Annotated in this window: 19 protein-coding genes; 9 read left to right on the top strand and 10 right to left on the bottom strand. The window is 73.6% G+C overall.

All coding sequences use genetic code 11. The features are described 5' to 3' along the window. Positions 1–26 precede the first annotated feature (26 nt). From FHX73_RS27195 to FHX73_RS46465, 4 genes are all read left to right on the top strand, one after another. Positions 27–1,046 (top strand): LacI family DNA-binding transcriptional regulator, encoded by a 1,020-nt coding sequence (locus tag FHX73_RS27195; protein ID WP_145907940.1) that lies wholly within the window; start codon positions 27–29, stop codon positions 1,044–1,046. A gap of 43 nt (positions 1,047–1,089) precedes the next feature. Next, a complete protein-coding gene (locus FHX73_RS27190; RefSeq protein WP_145907939.1) occupies positions 1,090–3,498 on the top strand; it encodes an RICIN domain-containing protein in 2,409 nt (802 codons plus the stop codon). A gap of 198 nt (positions 3,499–3,696) precedes the next feature. Then, entirely contained in the window at positions 3,697–4,308 is a 612-nt protein-coding gene (locus tag FHX73_RS45685; RefSeq protein ID WP_145907938.1) for a hypothetical protein, read from the top strand. 25 nt (positions 4,309–4,333) lie between these two features. Further along, the gene (locus FHX73_RS46465) at positions 4,334–6,133 is read left to right on the top strand and encodes a glycoside hydrolase family 16 protein (RefSeq protein ID WP_246213745.1); all 1,800 of its coding nucleotides are present in this window, start codon (positions 4,334–4,336) and stop codon (positions 6,131–6,133) included. Between the two features lie 47 nt (positions 6,134–6,180). On the opposite strand, the gene FHX73_RS27175 is transcribed toward FHX73_RS46465, so the two are convergent. From FHX73_RS27175 to FHX73_RS27160, 4 genes are all read right to left on the bottom strand, one after another. Then, a complete protein-coding gene (locus tag FHX73_RS27175; protein ID WP_145907937.1) occupies positions 6,181–7,218 on the bottom strand; it encodes a methyltransferase domain-containing protein in 1,038 nt (345 codons plus the stop codon). A gap of 129 nt (positions 7,219–7,347) precedes the next feature. After that, entirely contained in the window at positions 7,348–8,169 is an 822-nt protein-coding gene (locus tag FHX73_RS27170; protein WP_145907936.1) for a class I SAM-dependent methyltransferase, read from the bottom strand. A gap of 221 nt (positions 8,170–8,390) precedes the next feature. Further along, entirely contained in the window at positions 8,391–9,017 is a 627-nt protein-coding gene (locus FHX73_RS27165) for a pyridoxamine 5'-phosphate oxidase family protein (protein WP_145907935.1), read from the bottom strand. A 71-nt stretch (positions 9,018–9,088) separates the two neighbouring features. Continuing rightward, the gene (locus FHX73_RS27160) at positions 9,089–9,727 is read right to left on the bottom strand and encodes a TetR/AcrR family transcriptional regulator C-terminal domain-containing protein (RefSeq protein WP_211786264.1); all 639 of its coding nucleotides are present in this window, start codon (positions 9,725–9,727) and stop codon (positions 9,089–9,091) included. A gap of 90 nt (positions 9,728–9,817) precedes the next feature. Between FHX73_RS27160 and FHX73_RS27155 the strand changes: the two genes are divergently transcribed. Together FHX73_RS27155 and FHX73_RS27150 are read left to right on the top strand one after the other, a co-directional pair. After that, a complete protein-coding gene (locus FHX73_RS27155) occupies positions 9,818–10,246 on the top strand; it encodes an ester cyclase (protein WP_145907934.1) in 429 nt (142 codons plus the stop codon). Positions 10,247–10,365: 119 nt separating this feature from the next. Next, positions 10,366–11,109, top strand: coding sequence for a DUF4118 domain-containing protein (locus tag FHX73_RS27150; protein WP_145907933.1), 744 nt, complete (start codon positions 10,366–10,368; stop codon positions 11,107–11,109). A gap of 25 nt (positions 11,110–11,134) precedes the next feature. Here the strand turns inward: FHX73_RS27150 and FHX73_RS27145 are convergent, their stop codons facing one another. Continuing rightward, positions 11,135–11,410 (bottom strand): helix-turn-helix domain-containing protein, encoded by a 276-nt coding sequence (locus FHX73_RS27145; protein ID WP_145907932.1) that lies wholly within the window; start codon positions 11,408–11,410, stop codon positions 11,135–11,137. Between the two features lie 55 nt (positions 11,411–11,465). On the opposite strand from FHX73_RS27145, the gene map reads away from it, so the two are divergent. Both map and FHX73_RS27135 read left to right on the top strand, forming a co-directional pair. Continuing rightward, positions 11,466–12,233, top strand: coding sequence for a type I methionyl aminopeptidase (gene map, locus FHX73_RS27140; RefSeq protein WP_145907931.1), 768 nt, complete (start codon positions 11,466–11,468; stop codon positions 12,231–12,233). Positions 12,234–12,282: 49 nt separating this feature from the next. Beyond that, entirely contained in the window at positions 12,283–13,617 is a 1,335-nt protein-coding gene (locus FHX73_RS27135; RefSeq protein ID WP_145907930.1) for a cytochrome P450, read from the top strand. Positions 13,618–13,692: 75 nt separating this feature from the next. Here the strand turns inward: FHX73_RS27135 and FHX73_RS27130 are convergent, their stop codons facing one another. Next, positions 13,693–14,529: a DUF3626 domain-containing protein gene (locus FHX73_RS27130; RefSeq protein WP_145907929.1), complete on the bottom strand. Its 837-nt coding sequence runs from the start codon at positions 14,527–14,529 to the stop codon at positions 13,693–13,695. A 72-nt stretch (positions 14,530–14,601) separates the two neighbouring features. Here FHX73_RS27130 and FHX73_RS27125 point away from each other — a divergent pair, with 72 nt between their 5' ends. Continuing rightward, positions 14,602–15,816: an FUSC family protein gene (locus tag FHX73_RS27125; RefSeq protein WP_145907928.1), complete on the top strand. Its 1,215-nt coding sequence runs from the start codon at positions 14,602–14,604 to the stop codon at positions 15,814–15,816. 21 nt (positions 15,817–15,837) lie between these two features. Here the strand turns inward: FHX73_RS27125 and FHX73_RS27120 are convergent, their stop codons facing one another. From FHX73_RS27120 to FHX73_RS27105, 4 genes are all read right to left on the bottom strand, one after another. Next, complete coding sequence (locus tag FHX73_RS27120) at positions 15,838–16,458, bottom strand: hypothetical protein (protein WP_145907927.1); 621 nt, start codon at positions 16,456–16,458, stop codon at positions 15,838–15,840. Continuing rightward, positions 16,451–17,233, bottom strand: coding sequence for a class I SAM-dependent methyltransferase (locus FHX73_RS27115; RefSeq protein ID WP_145907926.1), 783 nt, complete (start codon positions 17,231–17,233; stop codon positions 16,451–16,453). The genes FHX73_RS27120 and FHX73_RS27115 overlap by 8 nt, the downstream gene beginning before the upstream one ends. 42 nt (positions 17,234–17,275) lie before the next feature. Further along, positions 17,276–18,265: an ArsR/SmtB family transcription factor gene (locus FHX73_RS27110; RefSeq protein ID WP_145907925.1), complete on the bottom strand. Its 990-nt coding sequence runs from the start codon at positions 18,263–18,265 to the stop codon at positions 17,276–17,278. A 218-nt stretch (positions 18,266–18,483) separates the two neighbouring features. Beyond that, positions 18,484–18,834 carry an ASCH domain-containing protein gene (locus FHX73_RS27105; RefSeq protein ID WP_145907924.1) on the bottom strand — a complete coding sequence of 117 codons (351 nt, stop codon included), beginning with the start codon at positions 18,832–18,834 and terminating at the stop codon, positions 18,484–18,486.

Raw genomic sequence — 18,834 nt, 5'->3', positions numbered from 1 at the left:
ACTGGCATCAACGCATCGAGGGTGGCATGGAGCAGGAGAAGGTCAAGATCACCGAGGTGGCGCAGCGCGCCGGGGTGAGCTTGGCAACGGTGAGCCGGGTCCTGAACCGCAAGAGCGGGGTCTCCCAGAAGACCCGTCAGGTGGTCGAACGGGCGCTGGAGGAGCTCGGTTACGAGCGCAGCATCAGCGGCGGCGGCATCATCGGGGTGATCACCCCGGGGCTGTCCAGCCCGATCTTCAGCGAACTCGCCGAGAAGATCGGGCTGGCGCTGGCCCCGCACGGGCTGCGCGCCGTGGTCTGCCCGGCGCTGCCCGGCGGGGTGCAGGAGCGGGACTTCCTGAAGTCGCTGCTCGACCTGGGCGCGACCGGCATCGTCTTCTGCTCCGCCAGCAACACCCTCGACCTGTTCGACCCCGAGGTGCTGCACCTGCTGGAGGCCCGCGCGGTGCCCTACGTGTGCATCAACGGGCGCTTCCGGGGCGGCCATTCGATCGCCTACTCCAGCGACGACGCCTACGCGGCCGAGCTGTCGGTGCGTCACCTGCACCGGCTGGGCCACCGCCGGATCGGCATGGCGGCCGGTCCGGCCGGCAACCGCCCGGCCGATCGCCGGGTGGCCGGCTACCGGGCGGCGATGGCCGCCCTCGGGCTGGGCGACCAGCCGGAACTGGTGGTCCGTCAGACCTACTCGGTCGAGGGCGGCCAGTTCGCCACCGAGCAGCTGCTGGCCCACGGCGCGAGTGCCGTGGTGGCCTGCAGCGACCAGATGGCGCTCGGCGCGATCCGCGCCGCGCGCCGGGCGGGCCTGTCAGTCCCCGAGGACGTCTCGGTGATCGGCTACGACGACGGCCCGCTGATGGAGTTCACCGATCCGCCGCTGACCACCGTGCGCCAGCCGGTGGACCGGCTGGCCGCCGAGGTCGCCCGCGGCCTGGTCGGCCTGCTGTCGGGCCGTCAGGTCCCGGCCGGTGAGCTGATGTTCCAGCCGGAGGTGGTGGTGCGCGGTTCCACCGGCCCCCACCTCGACCGGCGTCCCCCCAGCTGAGGGCGCCGGGGCACTCCCCCAACAACGCTGTCGGAGGATCCCCTTGTCGCACCGCACGCACCGCCCCCACCGCCGCATCCACGCCCATCTGGGCCTGGTCTCGCTCGCCGCCGGCGCCATGACCCTGCTGCCGGCCGGCATCGCCGGCGCCGCGACCAGCGCCACCCCGGTCTCGGGCAGTTCCTACTTCCTCGCCTCCGGCGCGACCGGCCAGTGCCTGGGCGGCCAGTGGGACGCCACCGGCGCGCAGACGCCCGTGGTGGGGCAGCCCTGCCAGGGCCTGCTCGGCCAGCGCTGGCAGCTGACCTCGAACGGCACGGGCGGCTGGACCGTCGCGGACCGGGCCGCCACCGGCCTGTGCCTGACCGTGCCGGGCGGTTCCACCGCGGCCGGCACCGCACTGGTCGAGGACGCCTGCGGCGGCGCCGGCCAGCTCTTCGCCCTGGCCACCGCGGCCGACGGGTCCACCCTGGTGCAGCCGCAGGGCTCGGCGCTCTGCCTCGACCTGCCCGCCGCGGGGAGCACCGCCCCGGCCGTGCGGCAGGACGCCTGCGCGGGCACCCGCAGCCAGGAGTGGCTGCTCAGCCGGGCCGATCCGCTGGCCTACGCCAACCCCGGCTTCGAGCAGGGCACCAGCGGCTGGACCTTCACGGCGCACACCGGGATCGGCACCAACAACCCGCACCTGGGCGCCGACGCGGTCTACCTGGACGCGGGCACCGGCTACCGCGTCAGCCAGACCGTGACCGCGCCGCAGGCCGGCCGCTACGACTTCAGCGCCTGGATCGCCACCGGCGCGGCCGGCGGCACCCTGAGCGTGCAGGTCAACGGCCGTACGGCGGGCAGCGTGCAGCTGCCCTCGCAGAGCGTCTACGCCAAGTACACCGTCCCCCGGATAGCCGTGAAGGCCGGCGACCGGGTGACCCTGGCGATCGGCTCGGCCGCCACCGGCTGGGTGAACGCGGACGACGTCTCGGTGGCCCTGTCCGCGCCCAACGACCCGCAGATCAGCTCCGACAACGCCACCCTGGCGGCGCTCTTCGACTGGGCCAAGACCAAGGCCAACTCCTTCGCCAGCCAGCCGGGTTCGACCGGTCCGATCAACGCGGACGAGAACAACACCGGCGGCGCGGGCCAGGGCGTCTACAGCAACACCTACTGGGCCGGCTACCCGTTCCGCTCGGACTTCTACTCCCGGGACTTCGCGCACCAGTTGGTCGGGGCGCACCTGCTGGGCCTGGACGCCGACAACAAGACCATGCTGAAGGCCTTCGCCTCCTCGGCCACCCAGGCGCAGAACTACGACCCGTACTGGTCCGTCAACTTCGATGCGAAGACGCCGGGTTCGATCGACTACCACAGCCCGACCGACTTCGTCCGGGAGCTGCCCGCGCCGTTCGAGCTGGCCCAGAAGGTCGACGACGCCTACCAGTGGACCGGCGACAGCGACTACCTGAACGACCCGACCCTCTCCAGCTACGTCAGCAACACCGTCGGGCCGTTCATCGCCTCCCACACCGGCCCGCTGAACAACAACGGCCACCAGATCGCCGAGGCGAGCAGCGGCGACATCTTCCAGGGCGTGGCCAGCTACAACGAGAACGGCGCCACCCTGGCCGAGTCCGGCGACTCGATCGGCTCGCAGTACGCCGCCGACCTGGCCGCCGCCGCGCTGGCGAGCGCCAAGGGCGACAGCGCGGCCGCCGCCACGTACTCGGCGGCCGCCGCCGACCTGAAGGGCTACTACAACAACGGCTGGAGCGGGAGCCCGAACGACTGGAACTCCGTGGTGCGGGCCTACGACACCAGCGGCAACGCCTACACCGACTTCGGCAAGGAGAACTCCTGGTTCATGCCGCTCAAGGGCATCATGGACCCCGGCTACCGGGAGACCAACTACCTCAACTTCATCGACGGCCAGGCCTCCGGCCCGGGCGCGCCGTCGAACCTGGAGGCGGACACCTACCTGCCGGACGTCTTCTTCGCGCACGACATGAGCGCCACCGGCTGGAAGTGGATGCAGTACGTCTACGCCAACATCGAGAACCAGCACTCCGGCGGCTTCCTCAACGCCGACTACCCGGAGGTCTCCTTCACCCTGCTGAGCCAGACCGTGCAGGGCCTGATGGGCGTCCAGCCGGACGCGGCCGGCCACGCGCTCACCACCCACGCCGAGCTGCCCGGCCAGATCGGCTACCTCCAGCTGACCTCGATCCCGGTCGGCGCCAACACGGTGACGCTGCGGCACGACGGCCTCACCAAGTCCACCCTGACCAACACCTCGGGCGGCACGCTCGGCTGGACCGCGCAGTTCACCGGCGGCCACGCGGGCATCACCGTGAACGGGGTGGCCCAGCCGGTGCGGACCACCACGGTGGACGGCAACACCTACACCTACGCGACGGTGTCGGTGCCGGCCGGGAAGACCGCCGTGGTGCAGGTCAACGGCTGACGACCAGCTGACGCTCCGTCAATCCGACACGCCGTCGGGCCCGCCGCGCGCGGGTCCGGCGGCGTGTCCGCGTCGCACCCCCGGTGGCTGTGCTCCGCCCGGGTGGATGGTGGCGGCCCTGCGGTGTGGCTGCTTCCGAGTGGCGGTCCGGCCGGGGGCATGCTGGCGCCACTGACCGGCGATCACTGGAGCGGTTTCATGTCTCGGTTGTGGGGTTCGACCTGGTGGCGCGTCGGGCTGGTCGCCACCGCCTGCGCGGTGGGCACCGGCACGGCGATGGCGGGCGGGCTCACCGGACCGGCGGCGCCCGCCCGACCTGCGCCGGCCGCGCACGCCCCGGCAGCGCCCGCTGCACCGCCGCCGCCCACGGCTTCTGACGGTGCGTCAGCCGGCCGACCGGCCGACCGGCAGCCACCGGAGGCGGAACGTTCCGGCTTGCGGGTGGTGGAGGCCGAGGCCGCCCAGGTCGCGCCCGGCGGCACCACCACGCTGCGCGCGCTGATCGCCAACTACGGGCCCGACCCGACGGACGCCAACTTCGCGGTGAAGGTGCGGATCCCGGCCCGGGTCACCCCCGTCGGCCCGTACTTCCCGGGCGACTGCCGGCCCGACCCGGCCGAGGCCAACGGCCTGGACTGCACCTTCGACACCGGCCTGCCGCTGCTGCGCACCGCCGTGCTGGAGATCCCGGTGCAGGTGGACGGCGGAGTACTGGGCGGTCAGCGGCTGGACGGTGGCCTGGTCACCGTCTACGACCCCGACCACCCGGACATCTCGCACTCCCGGGCCTTCGCCGTCCAGACCAACTGATCCCCCGAGCGCCGATCGGAGTCCCGTGCCCTTCCCGGCCAGTACAGCCTTCCCGGCCCGCACAGCCCTCCCGCGCAGGGCCGCCCTGCTCACCCTGGGCCTGCTGCTCCCCCTGATCCCGGCCACCCGGGCCGCCGCGGCACCGCCGGTGGTGGTGCAGCGCAGCCTGATCCCCACCACCGCCCTGCCGAACACCCCCGTCTCCGCGACCCTCTCGGTCACCGCCCCCTCCTGCACCACCGTGGACGAGCTCGGCGTGGCCGTGCGCGACAGCGCCGGGCGCAACGTGGACTTCCCCGGTTCCACCGGCCGGGTGCAGATCTGCCCCGGGGGCTACACCTTCACCTCCGGCCAGCGCGCCTACCCGGCCGGCAGCTACCAGGAGTTCGGCTTCTACCGGATCGGCTCGACCTACTACAACCTGACCACCCAGACGCTCACCGTGGCACCGCCGACGGTGCTGGAGCGCGGGCTGACGCCGACCACCGCCGCCGCCGACACGCCGGTCGCGGCCACCCTCAAGCTCGCCTCCACCGGCTGCCTGACCGTGGACGAGGTCGGCGTGGGCGTCCGCGACGCCCAGGACAACGTCCTCGACTTCCCCGGCAGCGCCACCAACGTCCAGATCTGCCCGACCGGTTACACCTTCACCTCGGGCCAGCGCGCCTTCCCGGCGGGCAGCTACCGCGAGTTCGGCTGGTACCGGATCGGCTCGACCTACCACAACCTGACCAGCCAGACCCTCACGGTGAACACTCCGACCGTCGAGGAGCGCGACCTCACCCCGGTCACCGCGACCGCCGAGGCCCCCGTGGCGGCCACCCTCAAACTCGCCTCCACCGGCTGCCTGACCGTGGACGAGGTCGGCGTCGGCGTCCGCGACGCCCAGGACAACAACCTCGACTTCCCCGGCAGCGCCACCAACGTCCAGATCTGCCCGACCGGTTACACCTTCACCTCCGGCCAGCGCGCCTTCCCCGCCGGCACCTACCGCGAGTTCGGCTGGTACCGGACCGGCTCGACCTACCACAACCTGCCCGAGCGCCGCCTGGTGGTCACCGCGGGCATCGAACCGCCCGGTCCGATCGGCCAGTTGGCCTTCGACGACGAGTTCGGCGGCCCGCTGGCGCTGGGCAGCACCTGGAACGACAGCAAGAGCAGCGCCTACCGGTACGGCAACCACAACCCGGACGACGACAAGCTGGACTGGATCCAGCCGAGCGCCACCACCGTCGCCGACGGCGACGTCACCTTCACCGCCACGCCGGGCGCCAACCTGCTGGAGAGCGGCAAGCGCTCCTGGAACACCGGCCTGATCACCACCGAGAGCACCAGCCGGGGCTTCATGCTGCGCCCCGGTGACTACGCCGAGGTCCGGCTGCAACTGCCCACCGGCCAGGGCGCCTGGCCGGCGCTGTGGACATGGAAGGACGGCGGCAACGAGATCGACACCTTCGAGTACCACCCGGACAACCCGAACCTGCTCGAACTGAGCAACCGGATGCGCCCGGCCGGGCTGTACTACGAGGACCCGAAGACCGTCTACCCCGGCGCCTGGATCACCATCGGCGTGCGCTACGGCGCCACCAACAACGAGTGGTACCTCAACGGCAAGCGGGTCTTCGAGGACCACACGGGGGTGGGCGCGAACTGGTCCGCGTACCTGATCCTCAACCTGTCGATCGTCTCGGGCCGTTACCACCCGGCACCGAACAGCACCGCCCCGATCGTGCTGAACGCCGACTACCTGCGGGTCTACCGCGGCGCGCAGCTCGGCGTCCCGGGCCTGCCGGGCACCATCCCGGTCCCGGTGGTGGTCCCCTGACACTCCCTCACCCGCACGGACCGAGGCCCGCCCCCGAGGGGCGGGCCTCAGTCCGTCCGCTCGGCGGTGACCACGTGCAGGGTCACGGCCGCGAAGAACGGGCCCTCGGCCAGGTGGGTGAGCAGCGAGGTCGCCTGAACGCGCGTCAGGTAGCCTGCGGCGACGGCGCGTTCGGTGTTGCGCTGGAGGCCGAGGATCTGGTCGGCGGTGCGCAGGTCGCGCAGCACCGTGGTGACCGGGGTGACCTGGCTGACCGTGAAGCCCTGCCGGGCGGCCAGCCGCGGGAGTTGGCGGCCGACCACGGAGTTGCGCACGATCCGGTCGGCGATGTGGCGGGTGTAGCCGCGGGCGATCTCCAGGTCGGGGTGGTCCAGGGCCAGGGTGTCCCAGTCGGGTTCGGCGGCCACCAGCCTCCCGCCCGGCCGCAGCACCCGGCGGGCCTGGGCCAACACCCCCGGCACGTCCGCGACGTGCTGGAGCAGCCGGTCGGTGTGCGCGCGGTCGGCACAGCCGTCGGGCAGCGGGAGGGCGTGCACGTCGGCCCGCAGCACCTCGACGGTGGGCAGCGCGGCGGTGCGCTCGTGGGCCAGCCGGACCATCCGCGGGTCGTCGTCGACGCCGATCACCCGGCCGTCGGGGCCGGCCGCCGCGGCGAACGCGGGCAGGTCGGTGCCAGGTCCGCAGCCGAGGTCGAGCACCAGCTGACCCGGGCGCACGTCCAGTGCCGCGAGGGCGAGTTCCTTGTAGGTGCGGCCGGGGTCGGTGGCGGCCAGCCGGTCCAGGTAGCCGGCCCGGTCCGGCACCGCGGTCTCGAACATCCGCCCCGTCACCTCGGCGAGTGCGGCCAACTCCCGCTCCAGGGTGGCCCGTCCGTCCTCGGTCAGCCGCAGCGGGCGGCGCCGGCCCTCGCCGGCCAGTTGCTCGACCAGTCCCTTGTCCCGCAGTCGGGAGAGCGCGCTCGACAGGCTGCCCCGCCCCAGCCGGTTCCCGGTCATCCGCTCGATGGTCGCATTGACCCCGTACCCGTGCAGCGGCCCGTCCGCCAAGGCGGAGAGCACCAACATCTGGGCATCGTTGGTACGCACGATCGCTCCTGCTCACTTTCCGGCGGGCTCCGACGGTAACACGCACTACGTGTCATGAGAACGGAGCCGGCCGCCCCCACCGACGGCCGGCTCCCCCACCCATGGAAGGAGACAATACAATGTCACACGTCAGATTTCAGTAGCTGCGCTCCGACGAGCCAGGAAGAGATCGTTCACCTGGAGCACCTCCACACCACCGCCGTTGGCGTCGAGCACCTCGGCGACCTCGCCGAGCGCCCGCTCCCGGACGTCCTCCGGCAGGATCCGGTAGGCCGAGATCGAGGCCTGCAGGCCCACGTACTCCTCGGTCGTCCAGTACGCCCGGGCGCTGAAGCGCAGCGAGCGCGGGTCGGTGAACCCGCCGGCCAGCTGACACTCCGCCAGCGGCCAGTCCTCGCGGTCCTGCGGCGCCTCGTCGAAGGTGGCGGCCGGCTCGAACAGCACGTCCCCCATCCCGTACCGCCTCGCCACCGCGTCGAGCCGGGCGAACACCTGCGGGTCGAGGATGCCCTGCGGGTTCCAGCAGAGCGCCACCGCCCCGCCCGGCCGCAGCACGCGGCGGGCCAGCTCCCAGCGGCGGTCGGGGTCCACCCAGTGCCAGCAGGTGGCCGCGAAGAGCAGGCCGAACTGCCGCTCCCCGGGCTGGAACTCCTCGAACGGCCCGACCTCGACCTCGACCTGCGGCCACCGCTCGGTGTTGCGGCGCAGCACCTGCGCCATCCTGGCGTCCGGCTCCAGCGCGACCAGCGGCACCCCGCGGTCGGCCAGTCCGACGGTGGCCTTGCCCGTCCCGGCGCCGATCTCCAGTGCGGCGGCGCCGTCCAGTGCGGCCCCGTCCAGTGCGGCGTAGTCCAGCACCGCGGCGTAGAGCTCCGGCAGGTAGCCGGGCCGGGCCCGGTCGTACAGTTCGGCGACCTCGCCGAAGACAAGACTGCGCGGCACGCTCGTCATGCGTTCCCCCTGGGTTGGTGAATGGTGTCAACAGTGCGTCAGGACCGCGGCTCCCACGGTCAAGAACGTGTCAGGGCAGGCCGGAGCCGGCGGTCGGCCGGCGTAGCGTCGAGGCGGCGCCGCGGCCCGCTCAGCCGCTCGTGCTCACCGATGCCCTCCCGGGCGGCCGTCCTCCTCCCTGCGGCGGTCGCCCGTGGGGGCGCCGCAGGGCCGACGGTGCCTCAGGTGTAGATCCGCTCCGCGTACTGCGGCCCGTAGTAGCGCTCCAGCTCGGCGACGCTCTCCGGCCGCTGCTCCAGCGTCTTGGCGATCCGGGCCCGGGACGGGGCCGCCTCCGGCTGCCACTTCTCCGGCTGCCAGGCCCCGGCCCGCAGCAGCGCCTTCGGGCAGTGGTAGAAGACCTGCTCGATCTCCACCAGCAGCGCGAGCTGCGGGCGGTGGCCCTTCACCACCATCCGGTCGAAGAACGGCGCGTCCCGCAGGATCCGGGCCCGGCCGTTGACCCGCAGCGTGTCCGGGCGGCCCGGGATCAGGAAGAGCAGCCCGACCTGCGGGTTGGACAGGATGTTGCGGAACCCGTCGGTCCGGCGGTTGCCCGGGCGCTCGGGGATCACCAGGGTGGTGTCGTCCAGCACCAGGGCGAAGCCGGCCGGGTCACCCTTCGGCGAGGCGTCGCAGCTGCCGTCGGCCGCCGAGGTGGCGACCACGCAGAGCGGGGAGGCGGCCAGCCAGGCCCGGTCGTGCTCGTGCAGGGTGGCGCGCACCTTGTCCGCCGCCACCGGAGTCGGCTCACCGACCAGCCCGGCCAGCTCCGACTCCGTGGTGACCTCGACCAACCCCTCCAGCATGCCCGCCCCTTCACGCCGTTCCGTGTGCGATCACCGCACCCTACGCGCTCCCCCGCCACGGCCACCAGGAATTACCCCACCGCCGCGACCAGCCCCGCCAGCAGTGCGTCCAGGGCCAGGTCGAACCGGGCCTGGTGGTCCTGCGCGGTGCCCAGCCCGCCCGCCACCGCGGCGGCCAGCACCGGGAAGTCGGCCAGGTCGAGTTCCGGCTCCGTCTCCTCCCCGTGCCCCGGGGTCGTCGCGGCCTCCGCCAGGCAGTGGCCGACCACCAGCGTGCTCACGGAGTTGACGACCCGTAGCGCGGCCACCGGATCCAGCCCCGCCGCGACCAGCAGCGCCGCCGCCGACTCCACGGCCCGCAGCGCCCCGGCGGAGCCGGCCGGGCGGGTGGCGACCAGCGGGATCACGCCGGGGCGGCGCAGCAGCTCGGCCCGGAACCGCACGGCGAACTCCCGCAGGCGCGAGGGCCATTCGGCGGGCGGCCCGGTGAAGTCCGGGCGGACGTCGCGGACCACGAGCTCGACCAGCCCGTCCAGCAGGGCGGCCTTGTTCGGGACGTAGTGGTAGAGCGTCATCGCCTCGACGCCCAGCGCGGTGCCGAGCCGACGCATCGACAGCTTCTCGACGCCGTCCCGCTCGGCCAGCTCCAGGGCGGTGCGCAGCACCTTCTCCCGGCTCAGGCCGACCCGCTTGCCCGTACTCGTCGCCACCCGTCCACTCCCACCGCATTGACATTCTTACGCCGTAAGACCAGAGTATCCCGCAGCCGGACTCTTACAGCGTAAGAAAGAGACTCGATCATGACCGCCACCTCCCGCAAGCAACTGGTCGCCGACTTCTTCGCGGCGCTCGACGAGGGCCGGATCGCCGACCTCGGCGACTACCTCGCGGCCGACGTCGTCGACCACAACAAGATCGTCTTCGGCGAGGCGGACGAGCCCGGCGCCGCCTTCGCCGCGATCGCCCTGCAGCTCAGCGCGCTGGCGCCGTACCGGGTGCGGGTCGAGGAACTGATCGAGGAGGGCGACAAGGTGGTCGCCCGGGTCACCCAGAGCGGCACCAGCTCCGCCTCGCACCCGCGGATGCCGGAGCCGACCGGCCGGTCCTTCGAGAACGAGGCGATCTTCGTCTTCACCCTGCGCGACCGGCGGATCAGCGAACTGCGCTGCGTCTCCGACCGGCTCGGCCTCTTCCTCCAGCTCGGCTGGGACTGGCCGACCGCCGACTGACGGCCGTGCCACCGGCGCGGCCGTCCGGGGGAACCCACGCAAGGATCCCGTCAACACCGGCGCGTACCGCTTGTGGTGGCGACCGGCAGTGCTTACACCGGAGAGCAGGAGGTGCGACGATGCGCCCGATCCCGACCGTCCCCGTGCTGGCCGCCCTGCTCGGCCCGCTCGCGCTCTGCGCGCTGCTGCTGCCGACCCGCGGCCACTTCGCCAACACCAACGTGGCGCTGCTGCTGGTGGCCGTGGTGGTCGCCGTCGCGATCTCCGGCCGGCAGCTGGCCGGCGCGCTCGCCGCGGTCACCGCGGCGCTCTGGTTCGACTTCTTCTTCACCCGGCCGTACCAGACCGTCGACATCAGCAAGTCGGCCGACCTGGTCACCGCGGGCCTGCTGCTGGCCGTCGGGCTGACGGTGTCCCAACTGGCCGCGCGGGCCCGGCACTACCGGATGGTCGCGATCACCGGGGCCGACCACCTCTCCCGGGTGCGCGGCGCCGCCGTGCTGGCCCGCTCGGCCAACTCGGCGCTCACCGTGGTGGACCACGTCCGCGCCCAGCTGACCGACCTGCTGCAGCTCAGCGAGTGCAGCTTCGAGTACGGCTCTCTGCTCGGGCACCCGCCGCGCCTGGAGGCCGACGGCTCGATCAGCGTCGGCGGGCAGCCCTGGGACACCGACCGCCTCGGCCTGCCGCCCGAGGCGGTGGAGCTGCGGATCTTCGGCACCGGCAAGTACCTGGGCCGGTTCATGCTCACCGGCACCCCAGGCACCGTGCCCTCGCACCAGGCCCGGCTGGTCGCCACCACCCTCGCCGACCAAGCCGGCGCGGCCCTCGACTCGCTCCAACGCCCCGTCAAGGCCGCCTGAGCGTCCAGCTCCGGGACTGCCGGGCTCAGGCCACCGCCGCCCGGCCCCCGTCCTGCGGCACCGCGCCGGCCAGCACCACGAGCTCGTCCATCGACAGCCCGAGCGCGCCGGCCAGCGCGGCCACGGTGAAGAAGGCCGGCGTGGGCACCCGGCCGGTCTCGATCTTGCGCAGCGTCTCGACGGAGAGCCCGGCGAGCGCCGCGATCTCCACCATGCTGCGGTCGCCGCGGGCCTGCCGGAGCAGGGCGCCGAGGCGTTCGCCGCGTTCGCGTTCCTGAGGGGTGAGAGGAGTGCGCACCATGACCGTGATACTAATACCGGTATAAGAATTGGTGCAAAGGGAGGGTGGTCCCGTCATGGTGGAACTCAAGAGCGATCGCGCGATCGCGGCGATGCGCGAGGCCGGGCGGGTGGTGGCCGAGGCGCTGGCGGCGGTCCGGCAGGCCGCTGCGGTCGGCGTGTCGCTGCGCGAGCTGGACGCCGCCGCCCGGGAGGTGCTGCGCGAGGCCGGCGCCACCTCGCCGTTCCTCGGCTACCGGCCGCACTTCGCGCCCACCCCCTTCCCGGCGGTGATCTGCGCCTCCGTCAACGACGCCATCGTGCACGGCATCCCGACCGACCAGCGGCTGTGCGACGGCGACCTGGTCAGCATCGACTGCGGCGCCAAGCTCGGCGGCTGGACCGGCGACGCGGCGATCAGCTTCACCGTCGGCACCCCGCGCCCGGCCGACCTGCAGCTGATCGAGACCACCCGGCAGGCCCTGGCCGCGGGCATCGCGGCCGCGGTGGTCGGCGCCCGGATCGGCGACATCGGGCACGCCATCGGCTCCGTCGCCCGCGGCGCCGGCTACGGCATCCCCGACGGCTTCGGCGGCCACGGCATCGGCCGGGCCATGCACGAGGCTCCGGACGTGCCCAACGAGAGCCGGCCCGGGCGCGGCATGAAGCTGCGGCACGGCATGGTGCTGGCGATCGAGCCGATGCTGCTGGCCGGCGGCCGCGACGTGTTCCACGCCGACCCGGACGGCTGGACCCTGCGCACCCACGACGGCAGCCGGGCCGCGCACGTCGAGCACACCGTCGCCATCACCGACGACGGGCCGCGCATCCTCACCCTGGCCTGACGCCGCGTCAGTTAGCCTGGAGGGCCCGGCCGACGAGCGGAGGAGCAGCATGAGCAGCCCGGTACCGACCGCGCCCGGCGCCCTGCCCGGCCTCGGCCACGCGCTGCCGCTGCTGCGCGACCCGCTGCGCTTCCTGCGCGGCCTGGCCGGGTCCGGTCCGCTGGTCCGGGTGCGGATCGGGCCGCTGCCGGTGCTACTGGTCTGCGAGCCCGCACTGATCCGCCAACTGCTGCTGGACGACCGGACCTTCGACAAGGTGGGCCCGATCGCCGAGCGCTCCAAGGACCTCGTCGGCGAGGGCCTGGCCGGCTGCCCGCACCAGCTGCACCGGCGCCAGCGCCGGCTCTGCCAGCCCTCCTTCCACCCGCACCGACTGCCCGACTACGCCGCACAGTTCGGCGCCTCGGCCGAGCGGACCGCGAGCTCCTGGCGGGACGGCCAACTGCTGGACGTCCCGGCCGAACTGCTCACCATGACCATGCGCAGCACCCTCACCGCGATCTTCGCCACCACGCTGCCCGAGGCCACCGGCCGGCAGCTGCTGGCCGACCTGGCCGTGCTGCTCGACGGCTCGTTCCGGCAGATCCTCACCCCGCCGCCGCTCGACCGGCTGCCGATCCCCGCCAACCGGCGCTACCGGCTGGCCACCGAGCGGTTCGAGCGCACCCTCGGCGAGCTGGCCGTGCGCCGCCGCGCGGAGCCGAACGGCGGCGGCGACCTGCTCTCCAGCCTGATCGACGCGCTCGACCCGGACAGCGGCACGGCCGAGCGCGCGCTCAGCGACGCCGAGGTGACCGACCAGCTGCGCACCTTCTTCGTCGCCGGCACCGAGACCACGGCCGCCACGCTGGGCTGGACCCTGCACCTGCTGGCCCGCCACTCCGAGGTGCAGCGGCGGCTGCGGGCCGAGCTGGCCCGGGTGCTCGGCGGCGCCGCCCCGACCCTGGCCGACCTGCCCGCGCTGCCGCTGACCCGGCACACCGTCACCGAGGCGCTGCGGCTCTACCCGCCGGCCTGGATGCTCACCCGCGACACCACCGGCCCGGCCGAGCTCGGCGGCCACCGGGTGCCCGCCGGGCACACCGTCGCCTGGAGCCCCTACCTGCTGCACCACCGCGCCGACCTCTACCCCGACCCGGAGCGCTTCGACCCGGACCGCTGGCGCGACACCAAGCCGGACCGCACCGCGTACCTGCCGTTCGGCAGCGGCCCGCGCAAGTGCATCGGCGAGCAGTTCGCGCTGGCCCAGGCCGCGCTCTCGCTCGCGGTGATCGCCGGCCGCTGGCAGGTCGAGCCCGCCGCAGCGGTGCGGCCCGCCGCGCGGAGCACCCTGACCCCGCGCGGCCTGCGGCTGCGGGTCCGCGCGGTGACGGGCCGTCAGTAGGCGTCAGCCGGAGGCTCGGTCAGGTCCCGAATCCGGCCATGACGGGCCGTCAGCAGGCGTCAGCCGGACGCTCGGTCATGCCCCGAACCGGGCCACGTAGTGCCAGACCCGCTTCACCGACTGCGGGTCGTACCGGCCCGAGCGGTCGGCCTCGCCGACGATCCGCGGGTCCAGCACGCCGTCCACCGCGATCTCCTCCCCCAGGGCCACGAACTCCGGCCCGCGGAAGTCGGGGTGGCGGCGCAGCTCCTCGACCCCGAGCCGCCAGCCGCCGTGCCACTCCACCGGGCAGGGCAGCCGCTCGGCGGCCCGCGCCACCTCGGTGCCGCGGTAGCAGGGGTCCAGCACCAGCGCCTCCACGTCGCGGTCCAGCCGGACCGGCCCGTGCACCTGGGTCTCGACGTAGTCGTCCAGCAGGTCCCGCTCGTCGGCCTCGGCCAGCGCCACCAGGGCCATCTTCTCGGCGGTGCCGAAGTCGGTGGGCTCGGTGAAGCTGTCCGGGTAGCAGAAGGTGGCCCGGGGCAGCACCGACGGCGCGAGCCGGAAGTGCGCCGAGCCGAACCGGGGCGCGGCGCCGAACGCGCGGCCGCGGAAGTTCAGCGCGCCGTAGACCGGGCGGTGCTCGGCCGGGGCCTGGTCGTAGGCGCCGCCGAAGATCCGGCTCTCCCAGCGCCAGCGGTCGCCGCCCGGGTGCGCGGTCAGGCCGCCGTTGCTGGTGCCGGTGCTGAACTGCGAGCGGTACACACCGTCCGCCGCCAGCCGCTCCAGGATCGGCTCGCCGCCGGTGGTCAGCCGGTCGGGGTGGAAGTTGAGGGTCACCCGCCAGTGCGGGGCCAGCGGTCCGCCGGTGGCCAGCTCCGCGACGTGTCGCAGCGCCCGCCCGGCGGCCGATCGGACCTGGTCAGCAGTCATGGCGGTCATGATGCCGCAGGCCCGATCGTGTGAGACAGCGGTTTTCGCCCACCGCCTGGTAGAAGGGTGAGCATGCGCCTTGCACCCGGTGCCCCCGGCCCGCAGAGCCTGCTCGCGAAGGCCAGACGCCGTCTGCGCGAGCCGGTGGTCGACCAGACGGTCCGGGCCACCGCCGCCGCGACCATCTCCTACCTGGTGGCCGTGCACCTGAGCAGCGAGCCCGCCCCGCTGACGGCGCCGCTCACCGCGCTGCTGGTGGTCCAGGTGACGGTCTACTCGACGCTGACCACCAGCATCCGCCGGGTCAACTCGGTGGTGGTCGGGGTGCTGATCGCGATCCTGTTCAGCTCGGTGGTCGGGCTCTCCTGGTGGAGCCTGGCGCTGGTCATCCTGGCCTCGCTGACGATCGGTCACTTCGTCCGGGTGGACGAGTTCGTCAACGAGGTGGCGATCAGCGCGATGCTGGTGCTGGGCGTCACCCGGCTGGCCTCGCAGGCCTGGGACCGGGTGCTGGAGACGCTGATCGGCGCGGTGGTCGGGCTGCTCTTCAACCTGGTGCTCGCGCCGCCGGTCTGGGTGGACACCGCCGGCGAGTCGATCGAGGACCTGGCCCGGCGGGCCCGCCACCTGCTGCTGCGGATCGCCGAGGCGCTCGGCGAGCCGACCCCGGTGGCGCAGGCGGCCGCCCGGCTGCACGAGGCCCGCGAGCTGGACCAGGCGATCGCCGGCGTGGACGGGGCGCTGCGGCAGGCCGAGGACAGCCTGCGGTTCAACCCGCGGATCCGGGAGGGCCAGCTGTCCCGGATCGTGCTGCGCACCGGGCTGGACACGCTGGAGATCTGCGTGGTGGTGATCCGGGTGCTCGCCCGCTCGCTCACCGACCTGGCCAAGCGGCGCGAGGACGGTGAGCAACTGCTCGCGCCCGACGTGGCGCTGGCCATGGAGGAGCTGCTGGACCACCTGGGCGGGGCGCTGGTCAGCTTCGCGGTGCTGGTCACCACCCAGGTGGAGCGCAACGCCGAGGAGGCCGAGGCCCGCCTGGCCTCCGAGCTGGCCGCCGCCTGGGCGACCCGGGAGAACGCCGCCCAGCTGCTGCTGCTCCGGGTGCAGGAGCACCCCAAGGCCTGGCAGCTGCACGGCGCCCTGCTCGCCGAGGTGGACCGGATCCTCGACGAGCTCGACCTGGAGCACCGCTCGCGCCGCCTGATGGAGGAGCTGGACCGGGCCTCGATGGCCAACCGGGCCCGCCTGGAGCGCGGGCGCCGGCTGCTGCGGCGGGCGGGGTGACGCGCGGTCAGCCCCGCGCAGTCAGCCGCGCGCGGCGGTGCGGGACCTGCGCAGCACCGTGCCACCGGCGACCATGAAGAGCCCGAAGAGCAGCAGCACGCCGTCCTCCCGGACGTAGCGGGCCTGCCACCGGTCGTACTCACGGGGCGTCACATCGGTCCAGGCGTAGTGCTGGACGTCCTCGGTGGAGACCTGGTACCTCGGCCCGGGCAGCTCCTGCGCCCCGCCCTTGGCGAAGCCGAAGGCGAAGCCGCCGACCATGACCCCGACGCAGAGCAGCAGCAGGGCGCCCTGCGCCAGCGCGTGCCGCCGGGTCGGCAGGTAGAGCCTGCGCAGCCGGGCCCGGGCGGCCACCCGGACCTCCCGCCCCTCGTGCCGTCGGACGGGGAAGGTCACCATCATCGAGGGCATGAGCCACAGCATCGACGGGAAGAGCAACCAGCCGGCCAGCACCGACAGCCTGTCGTGCGCGAGCAGCACGCGGTCGGTCGGCCAGGAGACCACGTCGTCCACCACGACGACCGCGATGACCACCGCCGCGGCGCAGAGCACCACGGTGTCCAGCACCTCGGCGACCGGCGAACGCATCCGCCAGTCCCGCAGCCGTCCTTCCAGCCCCTCGGTCATCGACCGCTCAAGCATCGGACTCCCCCTTCGCAACGGTGATGATCTCCGGACTGCCCGCCGCCGGCGGCGAGCCGTCCCAGTCCCCGTAGCGGGCCTCGACCGAGAGGCCGGCCCGGGCCAGGAACACGTCGAGGGCCGGCGGGTCGAGGAACCGCAGGGTGCTGCGGGCCGTCTCCGGGTGCGGCCAGTCGGGGTGGGTGAAGGTGTGCGAGAAGCTCACCAGGTCGCCGGTGACGGGCTGTTCGACCTCCCGCCAGTAGCTGACGCCGTCCGCCTCGTCCACCACGTCGGGGGTCCAGCGCTCCCACTCGCGCGCCGCCGGGTTGCGGGTCTCGAAGACGAACCGGCCGCCCGGGGCGAGGGCGCGGCGGACGGCGGCCAGCGCGGCGTGCAGCTGTGCGTCGCCGGTCAGCGCCTGGAAGGCGTGGCCGGTCATCACCACCAGCTCGAACTCGCCGTCCCAACGGGCACCTTCGAGGTCGCCGGAGTTCAGGTCGCCGGAGCTCAGGTCGATGGAGTCCAGGTCGCCGTGGTGCCACTCCAGTTCGGGCGCGGCCCGGCGGGCGACGGCGAGCATGGCCTCGGCCGGGTCGAGGCCGCAGAGCCGCCCGCGGTGCCCGGCGGCCCGGGCCCGGCGCAGCAGCTCGCCGGTGCCGCAGCCGACGTCGAGCACCGAGCCGGCGGCCGCGAGCAGCGGCAGGTAGAAGTCGAAGTCCGCCCGGCCCACGCAGAACGGATCGTAGAGCTCGGCGAGTACCGGCTCCGTGAAAAGACGATCAACCTCTGTCACCAGGCAGGTGTACCAGCGCCCCTGCCGGGCCACCAGTGCTTTTCACCCCGCACTTGTCGCCAACACCGCCTCGCCGGTAGCCGTGCGGGCGTAGAGCACCGAGCGGCCCGCGCGGTGAGCCGTGGTCAGGCCGGCGTCGCGCAGCGCGATCAGGTACTTGGAGACGGCGGCCGGGGAGAGCCCGGTGCGGGCGGCCAGGTCGGTGGTGGAGGCGGGCAGGTCGAGTTCGGCGAGCAGCCGGGTGCGGGAGCGGCCCAGCACGGCGGCCAGCGCCGCGTGGCCGGTGCCGGGCCGGGGCAGCCAGAGCGTGCCGGTTCCCCGGGCGGGGTAGGCGAGTTGCGGCGGGTCCGGCGGGGCCACCCGGCTGCGCAGCCGGTCCGCCCCGAAGGCGAGCGGCAGCAGCACCACTCCGGGCCCGACCGCCGGCCGGTCGATCGGCTGCTTGCGGCCGCGCAGCCGCAGTGCCCCGGCGGCGTCCCAACTCATCGACTCGTGCAGCTCGTCGAGCACCGTCCCGGTGCCGTGCTCGGCCGCCCGCCGGGCCCGGTACAGCACGTCGGCATCCAGCACCGCGCGGATCCGCGCCCAGTACGGCGCGAGCGCCGTCCCGAAGTACGCCGCGAGCTCCTCGGCCAACCGGGCCAGTCCGCCCGCCGGTTCGGCGGCCAGTGCGCGCGAGCGCGGGCCGAGCCCGCCCCGGTGCCGGCCCAGGTGCTCCAGGTCGGCCCGCACCCGCTCCGCGGGGGTCGCGGTCAGCGCCGCCAACTCCTGCTCCAGCGAGGGTGACGGGCCGGCCGGGTCGGGGTTCAGGAAGTCCGGGGCGTAGCCGGGGTGCGAGAGCAGCTCGCCCAGCAGCCCGTCCCCGACGGCGGCCCGGGGCCGCACCTGGGCGATCCACCGCCCGTGCACCGGGTGGTCGGGCCCCGCGCCGCGCAGCAGCAGCCGGTAGCTGGTGGTCAGTTGCCACAGCGGCGAGACGGCGAACCGCACCCGCGCCAGGTCGTCGGTCGAGAAGGCCAGTTCGGCCGGCATCGTGCTCCCCCGGTTTACACCCCGTCGGATTCACGCATCGGTGAATCAGTTCCGGTCCACGCTACCGCCCGAGCAGGATCCCGCCAGGACCCAGCACACCAGCACGGCCTGGCCTGGCCTTCGAGCACGCTTCCCCGCCCCGCGACCGGGCCTCGGCGATCCAGCTGCTGCGCGCCACCGTCGACAGCGCCCTCTCCCCCACCCGGAACACCTGGCCGTCAGATCTCAGGGCTGATGCGCCGCAGGTGGATCGCGAGGACACCGAGCGCTTCCTTCTCCGGCGGGTAGATATCACGGCAGGCCGCGAGGAGTTCGCCCTGGGTCATGCCTTCGCTGCCGATCGCTTCGTTGTCCTCGGCGTCGAGCATCTCCTCGAAGGACTCGTACTCGGTGACCTTCACGACCTCGGTACGGCAACGAGTCCCGCCGGACTCAAAGACCAGGACCTGACCGGCGTAGATGCGGCGCATGCTCGGGTAGCCGACGCGGACCTCGATCGTCTTGGTGCCGTCGGCGATCAGGTCGAGATAGGGGCGGCGGATCCGGATGACGCGGTCCTGCTCTGGCAC

It is taken from the genome of Kitasatospora viridis, assembly GCF_007829815.1.
GTDB classification, from domain to species: domain Bacteria; phylum Actinomycetota; class Actinomycetes; order Streptomycetales; family Streptomycetaceae; genus Kitasatospora; species Kitasatospora viridis.
The sequence above is the reverse complement of the archived record's forward strand: the minus strand, read 5'-3'. Positions and strand labels throughout refer to the sequence as shown.